Genomic DNA, 19282 nt, shown 5'->3' on the forward strand with positions numbered 1-19282 from the left:
GGGTATTTAGCGCAATTCGACCTTGCCGTGGTCCAGGGCGACCAGGCCGCGTTCCTCCAGCCGGGCGCGGAAGGACACAGTGTTGCCGTCGCGCCAGATATCGGTGGCGATGGTCTCGCCGGGGAAGACCGGGGCGGTGAAGCGTGCCTCGATATGGGCTACCCGCGCCGGATCATGGTCGCAGGCACCTTTCACCACGGCGCGCACGGCATGGCCGTAGGTGCACAGCCCGTGCAGGATCGGACGCGGGAAGCCGGCGCCCTTGGCGAAATGCGGATCGGCATGCAACGGGTTGCGGTCGCCGCAGAGCCGGTAGAACAGCGCCTGGTTCGGCTGCGTCCTGGCGCTGATGGTGAGGTCCGGGGCGCGGTCCGGTACTGCATGCGGCTTGGGCGGCGGTGGCTGGTTCCCCGGCCCGCCGAAGCCGCCATCGCCGCGCGCGAACACGGTGGAGATCAGCGTGACCAGCAGTTCCTTGCTCGCCGCATCGCGGATCGCGGTTTCCACCAGCACCACGGCGCCCTTGCCGGCACCCTTGTCATAGGCCTCCTTGATCCGTGTCTTGGAGAGGATGCGGCCTTCCGGCGCCAAAGGCTTATGCAGGGTGATGCGCTGCTCGCCATGCACCACCATCATCATGTTGATACCGGAGGCAGCACCCCAGCTATCGTCCCAGCACAGCACCGTCGCCTGGCTCGGCAATGCCTTCAGCTTGGCCGTATAGGCGCCGTTCTCCACCACGAAGGGGAGTTCGTTTTCGTCCATCGGATCGACGCCCATGCCGACGCTCAAGGCATAGAGCATGCTGTCGCGCGTGGAGTAGGAGGCTTCCAGTTCCGGCAGCTCGAGGCCGAGCAATTGATCGTAGACAATCGTCATGTTTCCTCCTTATTTAACGGCAAGTGTAAAGGCGGCTTGTCGACCTGACTAGGGTTGACGCAACGTCAAGGGAGGAAGCCATGAGCTACAGCACGTTCGATTTCAGCGTGACCGATCATGTCGCGCATATCGTGTTCAATCGGCCGGACAAGGCCAATGCCATGGTGCTGCCGTTCTGGCAGGAAATGGTGGATGTGTTCGCCGAAATTGATGACCGCCCGGATGTCCGCGTGGTGGTGATTTCCTCTACCGGCAAGCATTTCACCGGTGGACTCGACCTTTCCGCCTTCGCCGGCATCGCCGGTGACCTGATGAAGGGCGACCGTGGTCGGCTCGGCGAGCAATTCCGCCGCACGGTTGCCGAGATGCAGGAAAGCTTCACCGTGATCGAGCGTTGCCGCGTGCCGGTGCTGGCGGCGATCCAGGGCGGTTGCGTCGGCGGCGGCGTCGACCTGATCTCGGCCTGTGACATGCGCTATTGCACCGACGATGCCTGGTTCTGCATCCAGGAAATCAATATCGGCATGACCGCCGATGTCGGCACGCTGCAGCGCCTGCCGCATCTGATGCCCTCGGGTCTGGTGCGCGAGCTGGCCTATAGCGGCCGCCGTTTCCAGGCCGCCGAAGCGCTGCAATGCGGCCTGGTGAACGCCTCGTTTGCCAATCACGGCCTGATGCTGGAAGAGGTGATGGCGCTGGCGCGCACCATTGCTTCGAAGTCACCGCTGGCGATCCACGGCACGAAGCAGATGCTGAACTACACCCGCGACCATAGCGTGGCCGATGCACTGGATTACATGCAGGTGTGGCAGGCGGGCATGTTCCTGACTGGCGACCTGCTGGAGCAGATCCAGGCCAACCAGGAAAAGCGCCCGGCGAAGTTCGACAATCTGATGCCGAACAAGAAGCTGGTGCAGCGCCGCCGCTACTAAGGTCTTGGGCTACTGGCCCAATATCTTCCAGATACCGTCGCAGACCATCACTTCGGCGCCGGCCACCGTCAGGCTGCCCTGGATGAAGACCAAGGAGCGGGTGCGGCGCACGATGCGGCCGCGCCCCTCCACCAGATCGCCTTCGCGCGCCGGGGCGACGAACTGGCTGTTGAGGCCGACAGTAACGCAGGCCTGGCGGTTGACGGCGTGATACACCGTCCGCCCCATGAACTGGTCGGCGAAGGTCATCAGCATGCCGCCATGTACCAGGTTGCGGGCATTGAGATGCTTGGGCTCGGCCAGGAAGGCATAGGCCCATTGCCCCTCCGCTTCCTGCCGTGACCAGAGCGGCCCGACCAGGCCGGTATATCCAGGGTTTTCCGGGTTGCGCTCGGGCTTCCAGCCATGCTGGCCGGGATCGAAAGTCATCGGGGGCTCGCGTCTGTCTTGCTTGGGTTACTCCCTCTTTACGCCAAGCCGGCAGCTTTCCGCAACGTCACGCCCATTGCCAAGTGCTGCCGGGCCTTGCCTACCCGCCGGGGGCTTACTAACCTTTTCGCCAGAACAGGGGAGCAAGCGCCATGAATTTGGACCTGACGCCGGAAGAGCGTGCTTTCCGCGACGAGGTGCGGGCCTTCATTCGCGAAAATCTGCCGGCCGACCTGGCCGAGCGCAATCGCCGCTCGGTGCATCTGGCCAAGGCTGATTATGTGCAATGGCATCGCGAGCTCTACAAGCGCGGTTGGGGTGCGCCGGGCTGGCCGGTGGAGTATGGCGGGCCAGGCTGGTCGCCGGTGCAGCGCTATATCTTCGATGAGGAAAGCGCCATCGCCGATGCACCGCCGCTGCTGCCTTTCGGCATCGCCATGGTCGGGCCGGTGATCTACACCTTCGGCACGCCGGAGCAAAAAGCCTATTACCTGCCGCGCATCCTGAGCATGGAAGACTGGTGGTGCCAGGGCTATTCCGAGCCGGGCTCCGGCTCCGATCTCGCCTCACTGCGCACCAAGGCGGAAAGCGACGGCGACCATTACATCGTCAACGGCCACAAGATCTGGACCACCCAGGCGCATTACGCGGACATGATGTTCTGCCTGGTGCGCACCGATCCCACGGCCAAGCCGCAGGAAGGCATTTCCTTCCTGCTGATCGACATGAAAACGCCCGGCATCACGGTGCGGCCGATCATCTCGATCGATGAGGGCCATGGCGTGAACGAGGTTTTCCTCGACAATGTGCGGGTACCGAAGAAGAACCTGATCGGCAAGGAGGGCAAGGGCTGGACCTATGCCAAGTTCCTGCTCGGCAACGAGCGTACCACCATTGCCGAGGTGGCGACCTCGAAACAGCGCCTGCGCCGCCTGAAGGAAATCGCCCGCGCCGAATCCGCCACGCTTGGCGGCGCGCTGCTCGATGATGCGGATTTCAGCGCCAAGGTTGCTGCGGTGGAAATCGAATTGCTGGCGCTGGAATATACCAATCTGCGCGTGCTGGCAGCCGAGACTGCCGGCAAGGGGCCGGGGCCGGAAGCCAGCATGCTGAAAATCCGTGGTTCGGAAATCCAGCAGACCATCACGGAACTGGCCTGCGAGGCGCTGGGCTACTATGCCTCGCCCTACGAGCATTACCCGGATGGCACCAACCAGCCGCCGGTTGGCCCCGACTACGCCCAGGGCCGCATGGAAAGCTACCTCTATTACCGTGCCACCACGATCTATGGCGGCTCGAACGAAATCCAGCGCAACATCATCGCCAAGATGGTGCTGGGCCTCTGACCGAAGGAAATACTGACCATGGATTTTCAGCTCAACGACGAACAGAAGCTGCTGGCCGATAGCCTGGAGGGCTGGCTGCGCAAGGAATATTCCTTCGAGCATTGGCGCAAGCTGGTGAAGACCGACCTCGGCTATTCGGAAGCCAACTGGGCGCATTTCGCTGAAATGGGCTGGCTGGGCGTGGCGCTGCCGGAAGGTCACGGCGGGCTGGGCGGCTCGGCCGTGGAAACCATGGTGATCGCCGAGCGGTTCGGCGGCGCCATGGTCGCCGAGCCGTATTACTCCAGTGTCATCCTCGGCGGCGGCCTGGTGGTGGCTGCCGGCAATCAGGCACAGCAGGCGGAAATCCTGCCCAAGCTTGGTGAAGGCAAGGTCAAGCTCGCTTTTGCGTATGCTGAACACGGTGCGCGCTTCGCGCTCAACGACGTCTCGACCAAGGCGGCGAAGAGCGGCAGCGGCTACACGCTTTCGGGCAAGAAGATCGTGGTGGCGGATGCGCCGAGCGCCGATCTGCTGATCGTGCTGGCGCGCACGGCGGGTGGCCGCACTGATGCCAAGGGCCTCGGCCTGTTCTTGGTCGACAACAAGGCCAAGGGCGTCAATCGCCAGGATTACCGCACGGTGGATAATCGCCGGGCTTCCGACATCGTGTTCGAGAATGCCCCAGCCATTGCGCTCGGCGATGCCGAGAATGCGCTGCCGGTCGTGGAAAGCGTGATGGATCAGGCGCTGGCCTATCTCGCCGCCGAGGCCGTTGGCGCGATGCAGAATCTCTACGAAACGACGCTGGCCTACCTCAAGACGCGCAAGCAGTTCGGCCGTGCCATCGGTGAGTTCCAGGTGCTGCAGCACCGCATGGTGGATATGATGATCCATGTCGAGCAGTCGCGCTCGCTGGCGCTCTACGCCACCCTGGCGCTGGGGCTTTCGGCCAATGAACGCGCCAAGGCTGCCGCCGCCGCCAAGGTGCAGGTCGGCAAGTCCGGCAAATGGGTCGGGCAGCAGGCAGTGCAACTGCATGGCGGCATGGGCATGACCGACGAACTCACCGTCGGCCATTACATGAAGCGCCTGATGCAGATCGACACGGCTTTCGGCCATGCCGATCACCACCAGCGCCGTTTCGCCGCGCTCAGCAACGCCGAAGCGGCTTGATCGTCGCTAAACACAAAAGCCCCGGCGGTGCTGCCACCGCCGGGGCTTTTTCATGGCCGCAGCTTACATTGCGACCAGGGTCTTGAATCCACCGCAGCTCATCTTCTTGACGTCGAACGGCATGTTGCCGGGATCGCAGCTATTGGCGATGCGCGGGTCCTTCATCACCTTGGCATTGATGCGCTTCCGGTCGGCCTTGGATTTGTAGAGGATCCAGGAGAACACCACTGTCTCGTTCTTCTTCAGCTTCAGCAGCTTCGGATAGGGCAGGCCGAACGGTATGGCGAGATCGTCGCCGATACATTCGCGGTAATCCAGCGCGCCGTATTCCTTCCACACCTTGCCGGCGAGCTTCGCCAGCTTCTTGTAGGCGGGGAGTTTCTTGGTCGGCACGATCAGCAGAAAGCCATCGACGTAACTCATTGCGTTGCTCCTTGGTGTTTTTGTTTTGACGGGGTGTTTTCGTTTTGATGGGGCGTTTTCGTTATAAGTGAAGCAAGCGGGCTGCCCTAGTTGTCGCTTGACTATATATGTTGATATCAACATAGTCACTGCATGTCAAAGGCGAAACCACCGCACGGGAATCCGCTGCCCTATGAAACCACCATCATGGTGCGCGACACCTGCCTATGCCTGCATGTGCAGCGCGCGGCGCGGGCGGTGGCGCGGCGCTTCGATGAAGCCTTGCGGCCCCTCGATCTCACCAATGGACAATTCTCCTTGCTGATGTCGCTGAACCGGCCGGAACCGCCGGGCATGGCGCCGGTGGCGGAACTGCTGGCGATGGACCGCACCACGCTGACCGCGAATCTGAAGCCGCTGGAACGGCGCGGCCTGCTGCGGGTTGAAGTGGATGCCGACGACCGCCGCCAGCGTCGTCTGATACTCACCGATGCAGGCCGCGCCCTGCTGGCGGCGGCGATGCCGATCTGGACCAGCACCCATGCCGTGCTCGATCCGCTTGTTGCGGCCAGCGGCCTGGAGGATTTCCGCAGCGATCTGCGGGCCTTGTCCTAACCGCCTTCAATTTCCAGCAAAGGAACTGTGATGCAGACCAATCCATACTTATCCTTCAACGGCGATTGTCGCGAAGCGATGACGCTCTATGCCGAAGTGCTGGGTGGCAAGGTGCAGGCAATGATTGCCATCGGCGACACGCCGATGGCGGCCGATACACCCAAGGAGCGGCATCACCGCATCGTGCATGCCAGCGTCAGCATCGGCGGCAGCATCCTGATGGCAGGCGATGTGCCGGGCGAGATGTATCAGCCGCCCGTGGGCATCACGATCAATATCGGGTTGCAGACGGTGGCCGAAGCCGAGCGCGTGTTCAAGGCGCTCTCGGCGGGGGGCAGTGTGCAGATGGAACTGACCGAGACCTTCTGGGCCGACCGTTTCGGCATGTTCACCGACCGCTTCGGCACGCCGTGGATGATCAATTGCGGTTCCAAAGAGGTAAAGCCGGCCTGAATGCAAAAAAGCCCCGGCGGTTTCCCGCCGGGGCTTTTTTTGTGCGGCTCGGAACCGGTCAGGCGGCGTTCGCGGCCTTCACGGCCTCGATGGCGGTTTCCGGATTCCAGTTGGTGTAGGCCTGGGCGCAATGTTCGGCGCAATAGGGCTTGCCCGGCAACGCGACCTTGGAGCAGAAGTCGAATTCAGAACTCTTCGGGTCGCCGATCGGCCATTTGCAGCGCGGCCCCGTTGAGGGGGTGAGGGCGGCCAGCATGGCGGCGGAAAGCTGCTGCGTCGGCTTATCCGGTGCCGGCGGCCGCGGCGTGTCGCTGCTGGCGCGGCTCTCCGGGGCATGCTCGGCGTTGCTGGCGGCAGCCTGGCGCGGCGCATGATGCGTGACATGGTGATGGCCGGTATTGGCCGGGCGCGGCTGGGCCGGCTTGTCGCTGCGCACAATGGGCGAGGCCCGCTTGGCCAAGCCGATGCGATGCGCCTTGCCGACCACGGCATTGCGGGTCATCCCCAGTGCCTTGCCGATCTGGGTGATCGACTGCCCGGTTTCCCAGAGCTGCACGAGCATTTTAACTTTTTCGTCAGTCCACACCATATGTAGCCCCCGTTTTTGGACCAACACGCTACATGCAGTAAGCACCGGGACGCCTTTCCGGTCAATCCGGCTTAAGTGCTTATCCACAGGAAAAACCCGAGTCGCAGCCCGAGTCGCCTCCGATTCCTGGGGATGAAATGGCCAGTAGGGCGATTGAAGGCCGGCAGCCAGCATGACAGGCTAGGGCCATGAGCAACCCCAGCGGCAGTTTCTCCTTCGATATGGTTGTGTTCGGTGCAAGCGGCGATCTGGCGCTCCGCAAGCTGCTTCCGGCACTCTATCTGCGCGACGTCGCCGGCCAGCTCAACCCCGATACCCGCATCCTGGGGGTGGCCAGGGGCGAGATGACCCTGGAGGAGTTCCGCAGCCTGGCCCATGACGGGCTGGCGCGGCATCTGCCGCCAGGGGAACTGAATGATGCCGCCTGGCAGCGCTTCGCCACCCGGCTGAGCTATCGCGCCGCCGATGTCGAACAGCTTGCCGACTTTGCCGGTCTGGCCGACGACCTGCCGCCCGACGACAGCCGCGTACGGGTGCATTACCTGGCCGTGGCGCCGCGCTTCTTCGGCGTGATCTGCCAGCATCTCGGCGCCGTGAAGCTCAATCGCGGCCAGTCCCGCGTGGTGCTGGAAAAGCCTATCGGCCACGACGTCGCCTCGGCGAATGCGATCAACGATGCCATCGGCGCGGTATTCCGCGAGGAACAGATTTTCCGCATCGACCATTATCTCGGCAAGGAGACGGTGCAGAACCTGATGGCGCTGCGCTTCGCCAATGCCCTGTTCGAGCCGGTATGGCATCGCGGCCATATCGAGCATGTGCAGATGACGGTGGCGGAAACCGTCGGCGTCGAGAAGCGCGGCGGCTATTACGACCAGTCCGGTGCGATGCGCGACATGGTGCAGAACCACCTGCTGCAACTGCTTTGCCTGGTGGCGATGGAACCGCCGGCGTCATTCGAGGCCGATGCGGTGCGCGACGAGAAGCTGAAAGTGCTGCAGGCCTTGCATCCCATCGGGCCCAACACCGTGGCGAGCAAGACGGTACGCGGGCAATACCGCGCCGGTGCCATGCAGGGCCAGGCCGTGGCCGGTTATGCCGAGGAAGTCGGCAACCCGGATACCACCACCGAAAGCTTCGTGGTGCTGAAGGCCAAGATCGACAACTGGCGGTGGGCCGGCGTGCCGTTCTTCCTGCGCACCGGCAAGCGGCTGCCGATGCGGCGTTCCGAGATCGTCATCCAGTTCCGCCCGGTGCCGCATCTGATCTTCCCCGGTGCTGAGCGTGATGTGGTGGGAAACCGCCTGGTGATCCGCCTGCAGCCGGATGAAGGCATCGAGCTGCATATGATGACCAAGGTGCCGGGGCCGGGCGGCATGCGCCTGCGTCGCGCGCCGCTGAATCTGAGCTTTGCCGAAACCTTCCGTGGCCGCCAGCCGGAAGCCTATGAGCGGCTGCTGATGGATGTGGTGCGTGGCAATCCGATGCTGTTCATGCGCCGCGACGAGGTCGAGGCCGCCTGGCATTGGGTCGAGCCGATCCTGGCCGGCTGGGCGGCGCTGGGCGATGCACCGAAGCCCTATATGGCCGGCAGTTGGGGCCCTTCCGCCGCCATGGGGCTGATCGAGCGCGATGGCCGCGCCTGGCATGAGGACATGCCGTGAGTCTCGCTTCGGCGCTTAATGAACGGCTCGACCGCATGATGCATCGCCTCATGGTGAGCCGGCAGGCGGGCGATACCGCACCGGGCCGCGTGCGCCTGCAAACCCTGGTATTGCTGCGCTGGATCGCCATTGTCGGCCAGTTACTGGCGTTGCTGTTCGTGCATTTCGGCCTCGGCTTCACCCTGCCGCTGGTGCCATCGCTGCTGGTGGTCGGCGTCAGCACTTTGCTCAACATTGCGCTGTTCCTGATCTACCCGACGGCCAAGCGGCTCTCGGAACAGGGCGCCACCGGCTACCTGGCTTTTGACCTGGTACAGCTTGGCGCGCTGCTCTATCTCACCGGCGGCGTGGAAAATCCCTTCGCGCTGCTGGTGCTGGTGCCGGTCACGATCTCGGCCACCATTCTCAGCCTGCGCTCCACCGTGCTGCTCGGGCTGCTCGCCTTCTCCATTGCCGGCTTGCTCGCCGTGTGGCATCAGCCGCTGCCCTGGAGCGAGCCGCGCCTGGTGCTGCCGCATGCCTATCAGGCCGGTGTGTTCGTGGCGCTGGTGCTCGGTATGCTGTTCATCGCCGCCTATGCCTGGCAGGTGGCGGAGGAAGCACGGCGCATGTCCGATGCGCTGGCGGCAGCACAGATGGCGCTGGCGCGCGAACAGCAGGTTTCGGCGCTCGGCGGCTTGGCGGCGGCGGCGGCGCATGAACTCGGCAGCCCGCTCGGTACCATCGCGGTGGTGGCCAAGGAGTTGAGCCGCGAGGTAGAGGAAAACGATCCGATCGCGGAGGATATCGCGCTGCTGCTGAGTGAAGCGCAGCGCTGCCGCGATATCCTGGCCCGTATCTCGCGGCGCCCATCCGACGAAGCAGACGACGAAGCCTTTGCCGATCTTGGCATCGCCAACCTGCTTACCATGGCGGCCGAACCCTGGCGCCGTTCCGGTATCGATTTCCGTGTACGACTGAAGCAGGAAGGCGTGCCGCCAAGTCTGCCGCGTCGGCCGGAGATCATCCAGGGCTTGAGCAACCTGTTCCAGAATGCCATGGAATTCGCCCACAGCGCGGTGACGGCGGAGGTCAATTGGGATCAATCTTCGCTGCGTCTCGATATCCTGGATGATGGCCCGGGCATCAATGTCGATATCCTTTCGGCTCTCGGCGAGCCCTATACCACCAGCCGGCCCGAATCCGGCGGCATGGGCCTGGGCGTGTTCATCTCGATGAATTTGCTGCGCCGCAGCGGTGCCAGCGTCGGCTTTTCCAATCGCTCCGGTGGCGGCGCCCGGGTGCGGGTTAACTGGCCCCTGCCATTGCCGGTCTCGGCGCGGGTGCCAGGGCAGGCGGCAAGGGTTGCGCCCCAGTCCGGCTCGGGTACATTGGCGCCATGAGTACGGATTTGAGCCTGCTGATCGTCGATGACGATGAACCTCTGCGCCTGCGCCTGGCCCGGGCGATGGAGAAACGTGGCTATATGGTACAGGCGGCCGATAGCGTGGCTGCCGGCATCCAGATGGCGCGCAGCCGTCCGCCGGCTTATGCCGTGGTCGATCTCAAGCTTGCCGATGGCAATGGCCTGGATGTGGTGAGCGCGATCCGTGCCGTGCGCCAGGATGCCCGCGTGGTGATGCTCACCGGCTATGGCAACATCGCCACCGCCGTCGCCGCCGTGAAGGCCGGCGCGGTGGATTACCTGCCGAAGCCCGCCGATGCCGATGACGTCGACCGCGCGCTGCGCGCCGGCAATGCCGCGCATCCGGCACCGCCCGATGAGCCGATGTCGGCCGAGCGGGTGCGCTGGGAGCATATCCAGCGCGTGTTCGAATTGTGCGACCGCAATGTTTCGGAGACGGCCCGCCGGCTCAAGATGCACCGCCGTACCCTGCAGCGCATCCTGGCCAAGCGGTCGCCGCAATAGCGGATGAGCCACGCCCCCCTTGATCTCGACGCCTTCGCCCGCGCCCGCATTCTGGTGGTTGGCGATGTCATGCTCGACCGCTTCATCTATGGCGGTGTGCAGCGCATCTCGCCGGAAGCGCCGATCCCGGTGATGCAGGTGCAGCGTGAACTGGCTATGCCCGGCGGTGCCGGCAACGTCGCGCGCAATATCGCCTCGCTTGGCGCCCATGCACGGCTGATCGGTCTGGTTGGCGACGACAATGCCGGCGATGAATTGCATGATGCCTTGACCCAGACGCGCATCGAGCCGCTGCTGGTGGTGGATGAAGCCCGCCCGACCATCGAAAAGACCCGCTTCATCGGTGGCCAGCAGCAATTGCTGCGTGTTGACCGCGAGCGCAATGGCGAGCCCGGCGAAGCCGCGCTCGGCACCTTGATCGCTACCGTGCTTGAGGCGCTGGCCGATGCACAGGCGGTGGTGGTTTCCGATTATGCCAAGGGCGTGGTCAGCGATGCGCTGCTTGCCGCCCTGCTGCCCGAGGCGCGCAAGCGCGGCCTGCCTGTACTGGTCGACCCCAAGGGGACTGATTTCGCGCGCTATCGCGGCGCCACGCTGGTGACGCCGAACCAGAAGGAAGCGGCGCTTGCCACCGGCCAGCGCTGCGACAGCGATGCCGATGCGGAGGCCGCCGGACGCAAGCTGATCGAAGCCTGTGGCATCGACGCGGCCCTGATCACCCGGGGCGCCCAGGGCATGACGCTGGTGACTGGCACCAAGGCCGGTGCGCTGCATCTGCCAGCGGAAGCGCGCGAAGTGTTCGATGTGTCGGGTGCCGGCGATACCGTGGTGGCGGCCTTGGCCGTGACCCTGGCTGCCGGCCAGCCGCTGGCCCAGGCAGCCCGTCTCGCCAATGCCGCCGCCGGTATCGTTGTGGCCAAGGTTGGTACGGCTGTGGTGCTGCCAGAGGAATTGCGCGCCGCGCTGCATCTGCCAGACCCGCTTGGGTTGGATGGCAAAGTGGCGACAGCGGCACGGGCCAGCGACGTTGTTGCCGCCTGGCGCGCGCGCGGGGAACGCATCGGCTTCACCAATGGCGTGTTCGATCTGCTGCATCCCGGCCATCTCGCGCTGCTTGCCGAAGTACGCGGGCAATGCGACCGCCTGATCGTGGCGATCAATGCCGATGCCTCGGTGCAGCGCCTGAAGGGGCCTTCGCGCCCGGTGCAGAACGAACAGCATCGCGCCCGCCTGCTGGCGGCACTGAGCCTGGTCGATCTTGTGGTGATCTTCGCCGAGGATACGCCGATCCCGCTGCTCGAACAGTTGAAGCCCGACCTGCTGGTGAAGGGCGGCGATTACAGTGTCGATCAGGTGGTTGGCGCCGATATTGTGCGGGCCTATGGCGGCGAAGTGAAAGTCTCGCGCCTGATCGAAGGCCAGAGCACCACCGCGACCATCGCGAAATTGCGGAGCTGAGCGTGCGGCTCGATGTCGCGATCCTCGGGGGCGGCATTGCCGGCCTCTGGCTGCTGGCACGTCTGCGCGCGCAAGGCTACGCCGCGATGCTGTTCGAGGCCGAGGCGCTCGGTGCCGGACAGACGCTCGCCTCGCAGGGCATCATCCATGGCGGCCTGAAATATGCCATCGACCTCAAGCTCGGCCAGGATGCCGATGCGTTGGCTGACATGCCGACGCGCTGGCGGGCCTGCCTGGAGGGCAAGGGCGATGTCGATCTTGCCGGCGTGCAGGTGAATGCCCTGCATCATCTATTCTGGGCCCGGCGCAGCATTGCCAGCCGCATTACCGGCTTCTTTGGTTCCAAGCTGTTGCGCGGCCGCGTCGAAGCCATGCCCGAAGCGGACTGGCCGCCGGCATTGCGTGACCCGGCGCATGTCGGCGCGGTGTATCGGCTGGATGAAATCGTGCTCGATGTGCCGAGCCTGCTGGCGCATTTCGCCACACGGCTTGCGCCCTGGATCAAGCTGTGCGGCGCGGATTTCCGCATTGAGCGCATGGGTGATGGCATCGCGGCTTTGCTGTTGCGTGATCCGATGGGCGAGGAGCGGCGCATCGAGGCCGGGCGTTATGTATTCGCCGCTGGCGCCGGCAATGAGCAGGCCCTGGCCATGCTCGGCCAGCCGGCCAGCCGGGCACAGCGGCGGCCCTTGCGCATGCTGCTGATCGAAGGCGTGCCTTCGCCGCTTTATGCCCATTGCTTCGATACCAGCGACAAGCCGCGCGTCACCGTCACCACGCATCGAACGGCTGCCGGCAAGCTGGTCTGGTATGTCGGCGGCCAGATCGCGGAAGCAGGCGCCACACAGGATGATGCAGCGCTGATTGATGCGGCGAAGCGTGAATTCGCTACGCTGCTGCCGCGCCTCGACCTTTCCACCTGCCGCTTTGCCGGCTGGCATGTCGACCGTGCCGAAGGTGCCACGCCCGATGGTCGCAAACCGGATGCACCGGTGATCCAGGCCCATGGCAATGCCTTGCTGGCCTGGCCGACCAAGCTGGCACTGGCGCCCGGCCTTGCCGATACGCTGCTGCCGATGCTGCCGCCGCCTGCGGTTGGCACTATCGCGGCCGATGGCTGGCCGGCACCGCCTATCGCCACGCCGATCTGGGAGCGCGCGGCATGGAGATGAGGCAACTCGGCAGGGGCGGCCCCAGGGTCAGCGTGCTGGGCCTCGGCACCGTGAAACTGGGGCGCAATCAGGGGGTGAAATTCCCTCAGGGTTTTGAGTTGCCAGACGATACTGCTGCATTGGCCCTGCTCAGCGCGGCGCGGGCACTTGGCATCAACCTGCTGGATACCGCGCCGGCTTATGGCCTGGCCGAAACCCGCCTCGGCCAATTGCTGCCGCGCTTGCCGGATTACCGCCGCGAGGATTGGGTGCTGTTGAGCAAGGCCGGCGAAATTTTTGCAGACGGCGAGTCGCGTTTCGATTTCTCGGCAGCCGCAATCGATGCCTCGGTCCGGGCTTCGCTGCACCGTCTCGGCACGCCCTATCTGGATGCGGTTTTGTTACATTCCGACGGAATCGATGAAGCCGGTGAGCGGTTCCTGCCGGCCATCGCGGCATTGGATGCACTCAAGGCCGAGGGCCTGATCCGCCACACCGGTTTCTCCGGCAAGAGTATTGCGGGCGGACTGCAGATGGTGGATTGCACAGACATAGTGATGGTGACGTATAATGAGCGCGAGACCGAGCAATTGCCGGTGATCGAAGCGGCGGCCGCCAAAGGCCGTGGCGTATTGATCAAGAAGGCGCTGGCCAGCGGCCATAGCAGCGATCCCAATGCGGCGCTGGCGGCAGTGGCGGCGCTGCGGGGCGTGAGTTCGGTGGTGGTTGGCACGATTTCTCCCGCGCATCTGCGCGCCAATGCGGCGGCCTGCGCGGTAAGCTGAGCAGAAGGGTTTGTATGAACGGCGAAGAGGAGCAGGCGGCGCGGCAGGCGGCTGAGGAAGAGTTCCTCGCCTTCGGCTGGCAGCGCAGTCAGATCACCGCGCCTGATACCGGCCACGGCAAGCGCGCGGTGGAAGCTTTCCAGCATGGCGATTTCGCCGCCTATGCCGGTCCGGCCGGCTGGGAGGTGGTGGCGCTGCCCGCCGATATGCTGCTCGGACGCTTGCCGAGCGCGTCTGCGGTGCGCCGCTTCGCGCAGAAATGCGTCAGCTTTCCGGCCCAGCCCAATGGTGCCGTGATCGGCGCTGCGCGTCAGGCGATGCTGCAGGCCGTGGAGGAAGAACTTTCCCTGGCGCGGCAGGCGGCGAATCTACTGGAAGGCAAGATCGACGATCTGATGTCGAGCATTGATGATATTCGCGCCAAGGCGATCCTGTTCGCTCGTGATGATGACGAGGCATCATGAACCAGCCAGTGAAGACATTTCAGCGCGGTGAAGTGATCCTGCGCGAAGGCGATGTCGGCATGGATGCCTATCTGCTGGTGGATGGCAAGGTAGAGGTGTTCCAGGGCAACGGCCCGGACCGCAAGCTGCTAGGATATGTGACGCGCGGCGGCGTTTTCGGCGAAATGGCGCTGATCGATCCGGCGCCGCGCATGGCCAGTGCGGTGGCCATGGAAATCTGCCGCTGCCATGTGGTCAATCGTCCGGCATTGCAGCGCGCCATGGAGCAGGCACCGGCCCTGGCGCGCTACCTGCTGCAAAGCTTCATCCGCAACATCCGCACCGCGGCCGGCAAGCCGGCGACCCTGAGCGGCGTGTTATCGGATAGCGGTAACATCCTGTCGGAACGCCAGCCGCATCGCATCCTGACCCGCAAGTCGTATGCCGCCGGCGACACGGTGTTTCATCAGGATTCCGGCGGCACCACGGCCTATCTGATCCAGACCGGCGAAGTGCATCTGATCCGCACCGAACCCGGCGGCCAGCCCAAGCTGATCCGTCAGCTCGGGCCTGGCGAGGTGTTCGGCGAAATGGCCCTGCTGCATTCGCTGCCGCGCTATGCCACCGCCAAGGCGGCAACAAATGCCACGCTGGAGGTGATCCGTGCGGATCACTTCAACCAGCTTATGGGCGAAGCACCGCCGATCCTGCAGGCGTTGACCCGCATCTATGCCAGCATGATCCGGTCGCAGGCGGCAAAATAACGGACTGAATCAGGAAGTGCGGCGCGGCACTTCCTGCAGGCTGCGGATCAGCACGGCCTTGATCTCCGGGCCCCTGAGGGCGCGGTTCACCTGATACAGCAGGCGGCGCTTCATGCCTTCCAGGTCCTGGTCGGTGACGCGGCCATCGCGGCCAAGCGGCTCGCGGTTGAGTTCCAGGATCACGGCATTGTAGGCGCGCGGCAGCAGGTTATCGACCTGCTGTGCATTCTCCACCGTGCCGCAATCGAGCGTGAAGGTCATGATGATGGTGCCCGGCGGATTGCCGGATACCGGCGCCGTCACGGCTTCGATGGTCAGGAGTGGCGAGTTGACCGGCGGGCGCTCCGGTATCTTGTTCGGATCGCCCTTCTTCTTCTTGTCGTCGGCAGCAAGCGAGATGCCGGGCAGCAGCAACAGGGCCGCCAGCGCTGCCAGCAGATGCCGGCGGCGCGGGCGGAGGCTCGGATCAGGCGCGTTCCCGTGTCGCATGGAAACGTATCTTATCCCATTTTTTCTCTGTGTAAGAGAGTTCCCATGCGTTGCGGGCCAGAAAGACCGGCGCGCCATCGCGGTCGTCGCCGATGGCGGCGCGGTTCTGGTCGATGAACTGATCGACATCTTTCGGGTTTTCCGCGCTGATCCAGCGGGCCGTATCGTAGGGCGCCTGTTCGAAGCCGACTTCCAGATTGTATTCGTCGGCCAGGCGGGCGGAGAGCACATCGAGCTGCAGCGGGCCGACCAGGCCGACGATCCAATCGGAACCCAGCCGGGGGCGGAATACCTGGGTGACGCCTTCCTCGGCCAGATCCTCCAGCGCACGTTGCAGATGCTTGGCCTTCATCGGATCGGAAAGCCGCACGCGGCGCAGGATTTCCGGCGCGAAATTCGGAATGCCGGTGAAGCGCAGATCCTCGTTCTCGGTCAGTGTGTCGCCGACGCGCAGCGTGCCGTGGTTCGGGATGCCGATGATGTCGCCGGGCCAGGCTTCGTCCGCCAGCGAACGGTCGCGGGCGAAGAACAGGGTCGGGTTCGACACCGTGATCGGCTTGCCGCTGCGCACCTGGCGCAGCTTCATGCCACGCTTGAAATGGCCCGAGCAGAGCCGGAAGAAGGCAACGCGGTCGCGGTGGTTCTTGTCCATGTTGGCCTGGACTTTGAACACGAAGCCGCTCACCGCCTTGTCGGTCGGCAGGATCATGCGCTTGTCGGATGGCTGCGGGCGCGGCGGCGGCGCGAATTTTCCCAACCCTTTGAGCAGTTCATCGACGCCGAAATTCTTCAACGCCGAGCCGAAATAGACCGGCGTCATATGGCCCTGTCGATAGCTCTCGACATCGAATGCCGGGCAGGCGCCCTGGATCAGCTCGATATCCTCGCGCAGCTTCGCAAGCTGCGCCGCGGGGATCATCTCGGCAGCACGCGGATCGTCCAGGCCAGCTTCGAGCACGATCACCTCGGGCTCGAGATTCTTGTTTTCCTTGCCCACCAGCAGCAGCCGTTTGCCGAACAGGTCGTAGCAGCCGCGGAAATCGTGGCCCATGCCAACGGGCCAATTGGCGGGGACACACTCCAATGCGAGCGTGGAAGCCACTTCGTCCAGCAGTTCGAACGGATCGCGGCTTTCGCGGTCGATCTTGTTGACGAAGGTGGCAATCGGCACGTCGCGCAGGCGGCAGACCTCGAACAGCTTGCGCGTCTGGGTTTCGATACCCTTGGCGGCGTCGAGCACCATCACGGCGGAGTCGACAGCGGTCAGCGTGCGGTAGGTGTCTTCCGAGAAATCCTCGTGGCCTGGCGTATCGAGTAGATTGAAGGTCCAGGCTTCATACTCGAAATTCATCACCGAGGTGGAAACCGAGATGCCGCGCTGCTGCTCGATCTTCAGCCAGTCGGACCGCGCGCGCCGGCTTTCGCCACGCGCCTTCACCGCGCCGGCGAGATGGATAGCGCCGCCGAACAGCAGCAGCTTCTCGGTCAGCGTGGTCTTGCCGGCGTCGGGATGAGCGATAATGGCGAAAGTGCGCCGGGCGCCGATGGGGTCGGCGCCCGGATGGGATTGGGCAATGGCTTCGGACATGATGGCCGCTGATAACCTCTACGCGCGGTGCAGCGGCTGAAAGGTCTTAGCCCTTCGGCCATCCCGTGCCGGCTTCGGCGCAACGCACCAGAAGCGGAGCAGGGGTCCAGGCCTTGCCATGCACCTTGTGGAATTCCCGGATCGTGGCGAGCACCTTGTCGAGCCCGATCTGCTCGGCCCAGAACATCGGCCCGCCCCGGTAAACGGGGAAGCCATAGCCGAAAAGGTAGGTGATGTCGATATCGCTGGAGCGGATCGCGATGCCTTCCTCCAGGATCAGGGCGCCCTCATTGACCAGCGGATACATACAGCGCTGCACGATTTCCTCGTCCGAGATGCTGCGGCGCTGGATGCCCTGTTCCTTGGCTGAGGCCAGGATGATTTCCTCAACCACCGGGTCGGGCGTGGCGTTGCGGCCCTCGTATTTGTAGAAACCGGCGCCGGTTTTCTGCCCGAAACGGCCCTGTTCACAGAGCCGGTCGGCCACCGGCGAGTAGCGCTCGTCCTTGGGCCGCAGATGCGCCTTGCCCTTGCGGATGCGCCAGCCTACATCCAGGCCGGCAAGATCGCTCATGCGGAACGGGCCCATGGCCAGGCCGAAGGCTTCCAGGGCGTTGTCCACCTGGGCCGGGCTGGCGCCTTCCTCAAGCAGGAAATTGGCCTCGCGCAGATAACCGGCCAGCATGCGGTTGCCGATGAAGCCATCGCAATTGCCGGCCAGCACCGGCACCTTGCGCAGGGTCTTGCCGAGCTGCATCACGGTGGCGATGGTTTCCGGCGAGGAAGCCTTGCCGCGTACATTCTCCAGCAGCTTCATCACATTCGCCGGACTGAAGAAATGCGTGCCGATCACATCCTGCGGCCGCTTGGTGGAGGCCGCGATCTCGTCGATATCCAGAGTGGAGGTATTTGTCGCCAGAACCGCGCCGGGCTTCATGATGGTGTCCAGCTTCTTGAACACCTCCTTCTTTACGCCCATTTCCTCGAACACCGCTTCCACCACGATATCGGCATCGCCGATATCCTCGTAGCGCTGGGTGCCGCTGATCAGCTTCATGGCGCGGTCCATGGCTTCCTGCTTCATCGAGCCGCGCTGCACGCTGGTGGCGTAGTTCTTCTCGATCACGCCGAGGCCGCGGGCCAGGGCTTCCTGCGACACTTCCAGGATTTTCACCGGGATGCCGGCATTGGCGAAATTCATCGCGATGCCGCCGCCCATGGTGCCGGCGCCGAGCACGGCGGCGGACTTGATCGCCTTGGGCTTCACGTCCGCCGGCAGGCCGGGAATCTTGCCGGCTTCGCGCTCGGCGAAGAAGGCATGGATCTGCGCCGCGCGCTGCGGACTCTGCATGCATTGCATGAACAGCTCGCGCTCGCGCTGCAGGCCTTCGGCAAATGGCAGCGTGCAGGCGGCTTCCACGGCATCGACGCAGCGCCAGGGCGAGAAGAAACCCTTGGCCTTCTTCTCCATGCCTTTGCGGAAGGCTTCGAACAATGCCGGGTCGACATTGCTGACCTTCTCGTTGCGCTGGCTGACCAGCGAAACCGGGCGCTTCTCGGCCACCACCTGGGCGGCGAAGGCGACGCCGACAGCGGTGACATCGCCATCCGCCACATGATCGACGACGCCAACATCCAGCGCCTTCTTGGCCGGAATCGGATTGCCGGAGGTGATCATCTCAAGCGCCATCTGCGGCCCGACCAGGCGCGGCAGACGCTGGGTACCGCCGGCACCCGGCAGGATGCCGAGCTTCACTTCCGGCAGGCCGACCTGGGCACTGGGGACGGCCGCGCGCCAATGGCAGGCAAGCGCCACTTCCAGGCCGCCGCCAAGGGCAGTGCCATGGATCGCCGCCACCACCGGCTTGGCGCTGGCCTCAATGGCAGACAGCACCGAATTGAGGTCCGGCGCCTGCGGCGGCTTGCCGAATTCACGGATATCGGCGCCGGCGATGAACGTGCGGCCACCGCCGACGATCACGATGGCCTGGGCGGCGGTATCGGCATTAGCGCGGGTGAGGCCTTCGATCAGGCCCTGGCGCACGGCCTGGCCGAGCGCATTCACCGGTGGGTTGTTTACGGTCAGTACGGCAATATTGCCGGAAAGGCTGTAGAGCACGGCCTCGGTCACGGTTTCTCTCCCAAGCTTTTCATAGGTTTCTGGACTTTGTCGGACAAATTATAGCCCAGGAAACCGGGCGCCTAAAGGCCCGGGCCTTGGCGAAGCCGGG

Annotated in this window: 20 protein-coding genes; 13 read left to right on the forward strand and 7 right to left on the reverse strand. The window is 64.3% G+C overall.

Annotated features, from left to right (window positions below; translation table 11 throughout):
• Nucleotides 1–6: 6 nt before the first annotated feature.
• Nucleotides 7–879: a MaoC/PaaZ C-terminal domain-containing protein gene (locus V6B08_RS10705; protein WP_341980486.1), complete on the reverse strand. Its 873-nt coding sequence runs from the start codon at nucleotides 877–879 to the stop codon at nucleotides 7–9.
• 80 nt (nucleotides 880–959) lie between these two features.
• Here V6B08_RS10705 and V6B08_RS10710 point away from each other — a divergent pair, with 80 nt between their 5' ends.
• Nucleotides 960–1811, forward strand: a complete 852-nt coding sequence (locus tag V6B08_RS10710; protein WP_341980488.1) for a crotonase/enoyl-CoA hydratase family protein — start codon at nucleotides 960–962, stop codon at nucleotides 1809–1811.
• A gap of 9 nt (nucleotides 1812–1820) precedes the next feature.
• Here V6B08_RS10710 and V6B08_RS10715 read toward each other — a convergent pair whose 3' ends face one another.
• The gene (locus V6B08_RS10715) at nucleotides 1821–2240 is read right to left on the reverse strand and encodes a PaaI family thioesterase (RefSeq protein ID WP_341980490.1); all 420 of its coding nucleotides are present in this window, start codon (nucleotides 2238–2240) and stop codon (nucleotides 1821–1823) included.
• Between the two features lie 152 nt (nucleotides 2241–2392).
• On the opposite strand from V6B08_RS10715, the gene V6B08_RS10720 reads away from it, so the two are divergent.
• Together V6B08_RS10720 and V6B08_RS10725 are read left to right on the forward strand one after the other, a co-directional pair.
• Nucleotides 2393–3586 carry an acyl-CoA dehydrogenase family protein gene (locus tag V6B08_RS10720; protein WP_341980492.1) on the forward strand — a complete coding sequence of 398 codons (1194 nt, stop codon included), beginning with the start codon at nucleotides 2393–2395 and terminating at the stop codon, nucleotides 3584–3586.
• Nucleotides 3587–3604: 18 nt separating this feature from the next.
• Nucleotides 3605–4741: an acyl-CoA dehydrogenase family protein gene (locus V6B08_RS10725; RefSeq protein ID WP_341980494.1), complete on the forward strand. Its 1137-nt coding sequence runs from the start codon at nucleotides 3605–3607 to the stop codon at nucleotides 4739–4741.
• Between the two features lie 63 nt (nucleotides 4742–4804).
• On the opposite strand, the gene V6B08_RS10730 is transcribed toward V6B08_RS10725, so the two are convergent.
• Nucleotides 4805–5164, reverse strand: a complete 360-nt coding sequence (locus V6B08_RS10730; protein ID WP_341980496.1) for a DUF1428 domain-containing protein — start codon at nucleotides 5162–5164, stop codon at nucleotides 4805–4807.
• 132 nt (nucleotides 5165–5296) lie between these two features.
• Between V6B08_RS10730 and V6B08_RS10735 the strand changes: the two genes are divergently transcribed.
• A complete protein-coding gene (locus V6B08_RS10735; RefSeq protein WP_341980497.1) occupies nucleotides 5297–5758 on the forward strand; it encodes a MarR family winged helix-turn-helix transcriptional regulator in 462 nt (153 codons plus the stop codon).
• A gap of 30 nt (nucleotides 5759–5788) precedes the next feature.
• Complete coding sequence (locus V6B08_RS10740) at nucleotides 5789–6211, forward strand: VOC family protein (protein WP_341980498.1); 423 nt, start codon at nucleotides 5789–5791, stop codon at nucleotides 6209–6211.
• 58 nt (nucleotides 6212–6269) lie between these two features.
• On the opposite strand, the gene V6B08_RS10745 is transcribed toward V6B08_RS10740, so the two are convergent.
• Complete coding sequence (locus tag V6B08_RS10745; protein ID WP_341980500.1) at nucleotides 6270–6974, reverse strand: GcrA family cell cycle regulator; 705 nt, start codon at nucleotides 6972–6974, stop codon at nucleotides 6270–6272.
• Between the two features lie 14 nt (nucleotides 6975–6988).
• Here V6B08_RS10745 and zwf point away from each other — a divergent pair, with 14 nt between their 5' ends.
• From zwf to V6B08_RS10785, 8 genes are read left to right on the forward strand one after another with little or no spacing between them, the layout of a single operon-like run.
• Nucleotides 6989–8464 (forward strand): glucose-6-phosphate dehydrogenase, encoded by a 1476-nt coding sequence (zwf, locus tag V6B08_RS10750; RefSeq protein WP_341980501.1) that lies wholly within the window; start codon nucleotides 6989–6991, stop codon nucleotides 8462–8464.
• Entirely contained in the window at nucleotides 8461–9846 is a 1386-nt protein-coding gene (locus tag V6B08_RS10755; protein ID WP_341980504.1) for an ActS/PrrB/RegB family redox-sensitive histidine kinase, read from the forward strand. Before zwf ends, V6B08_RS10755 begins: the two co-directional genes overlap by 4 nt.
• Nucleotides 9843–10373, forward strand: coding sequence for an ActR/PrrA/RegA family redox response regulator transcription factor (locus V6B08_RS10760; protein ID WP_341980506.1), 531 nt, complete (start codon nucleotides 9843–9845; stop codon nucleotides 10371–10373). The genes V6B08_RS10755 and V6B08_RS10760 overlap by 4 nt, the downstream gene beginning before the upstream one ends.
• Before the next feature lie 3 nt (nucleotides 10374–10376).
• The gene (gene hldE / locus V6B08_RS10765) at nucleotides 10377–11831 is read left to right on the forward strand and encodes a bifunctional D-glycero-beta-D-manno-heptose-7-phosphate kinase/D-glycero-beta-D-manno-heptose 1-phosphate adenylyltransferase HldE (RefSeq protein WP_341980507.1); all 1455 of its coding nucleotides are present in this window, start codon (nucleotides 10377–10379) and stop codon (nucleotides 11829–11831) included.
• A gap of 2 nt (nucleotides 11832–11833) precedes the next feature.
• Complete coding sequence (locus V6B08_RS10770; RefSeq protein WP_341980509.1) at nucleotides 11834–13003, forward strand: FAD-dependent oxidoreductase; 1170 nt, start codon at nucleotides 11834–11836, stop codon at nucleotides 13001–13003.
• Entirely contained in the window at nucleotides 12994–13767 is a 774-nt protein-coding gene (locus tag V6B08_RS10775; protein WP_341980510.1) for an aldo/keto reductase, read from the forward strand. Before V6B08_RS10770 ends, V6B08_RS10775 begins: the two co-directional genes overlap by 10 nt.
• A gap of 14 nt (nucleotides 13768–13781) precedes the next feature.
• The gene (locus tag V6B08_RS10780) at nucleotides 13782–14231 is read left to right on the forward strand and encodes a hypothetical protein (protein ID WP_341980511.1); all 450 of its coding nucleotides are present in this window, start codon (nucleotides 13782–13784) and stop codon (nucleotides 14229–14231) included.
• On the forward strand, nucleotides 14228–14974 hold the full coding sequence (locus tag V6B08_RS10785; protein ID WP_341980513.1) for a cyclic nucleotide-binding domain-containing protein: 747 nt from the start codon (nucleotides 14228–14230) through the stop codon (nucleotides 14972–14974). Before V6B08_RS10780 ends, V6B08_RS10785 begins: the two co-directional genes overlap by 4 nt.
• A 9-nt stretch (nucleotides 14975–14983) precedes the next feature.
• On the opposite strand, the gene V6B08_RS10790 is transcribed toward V6B08_RS10785, so the two are convergent.
• From V6B08_RS10790 to V6B08_RS10800, 3 genes are read right to left on the reverse strand one after another with little or no spacing between them, the layout of a single operon-like run.
• On the reverse strand, nucleotides 14984–15463 hold the full coding sequence (locus V6B08_RS10790; RefSeq protein WP_341980514.1) for a hypothetical protein: 480 nt from the start codon (nucleotides 15461–15463) through the stop codon (nucleotides 14984–14986).
• Nucleotides 15441–17051 (reverse strand): peptide chain release factor 3, encoded by a 1611-nt coding sequence (locus V6B08_RS10795; protein WP_341980516.1) that lies wholly within the window; start codon nucleotides 17049–17051, stop codon nucleotides 15441–15443. The genes V6B08_RS10790 and V6B08_RS10795 overlap by 23 nt, the downstream gene beginning before the upstream one ends.
• Nucleotides 17052–17097: 46 nt before the next feature.
• Nucleotides 17098–19182 carry a 3-hydroxyacyl-CoA dehydrogenase NAD-binding domain-containing protein gene (locus V6B08_RS10800; protein ID WP_341980518.1) on the reverse strand — a complete coding sequence of 695 codons (2085 nt, stop codon included), beginning with the start codon at nucleotides 19180–19182 and terminating at the stop codon, nucleotides 17098–17100.
• Between the last annotated feature and the right edge of the window lie 100 nt (nucleotides 19183–19282).

This window comes from Ferrovibrio sp. MS7, from assembly GCF_038404985.1.
Lineage (GTDB): Bacteria > Pseudomonadota > Alphaproteobacteria > Ferrovibrionales > Ferrovibrionaceae > Ferrovibrio > Ferrovibrio plantarum.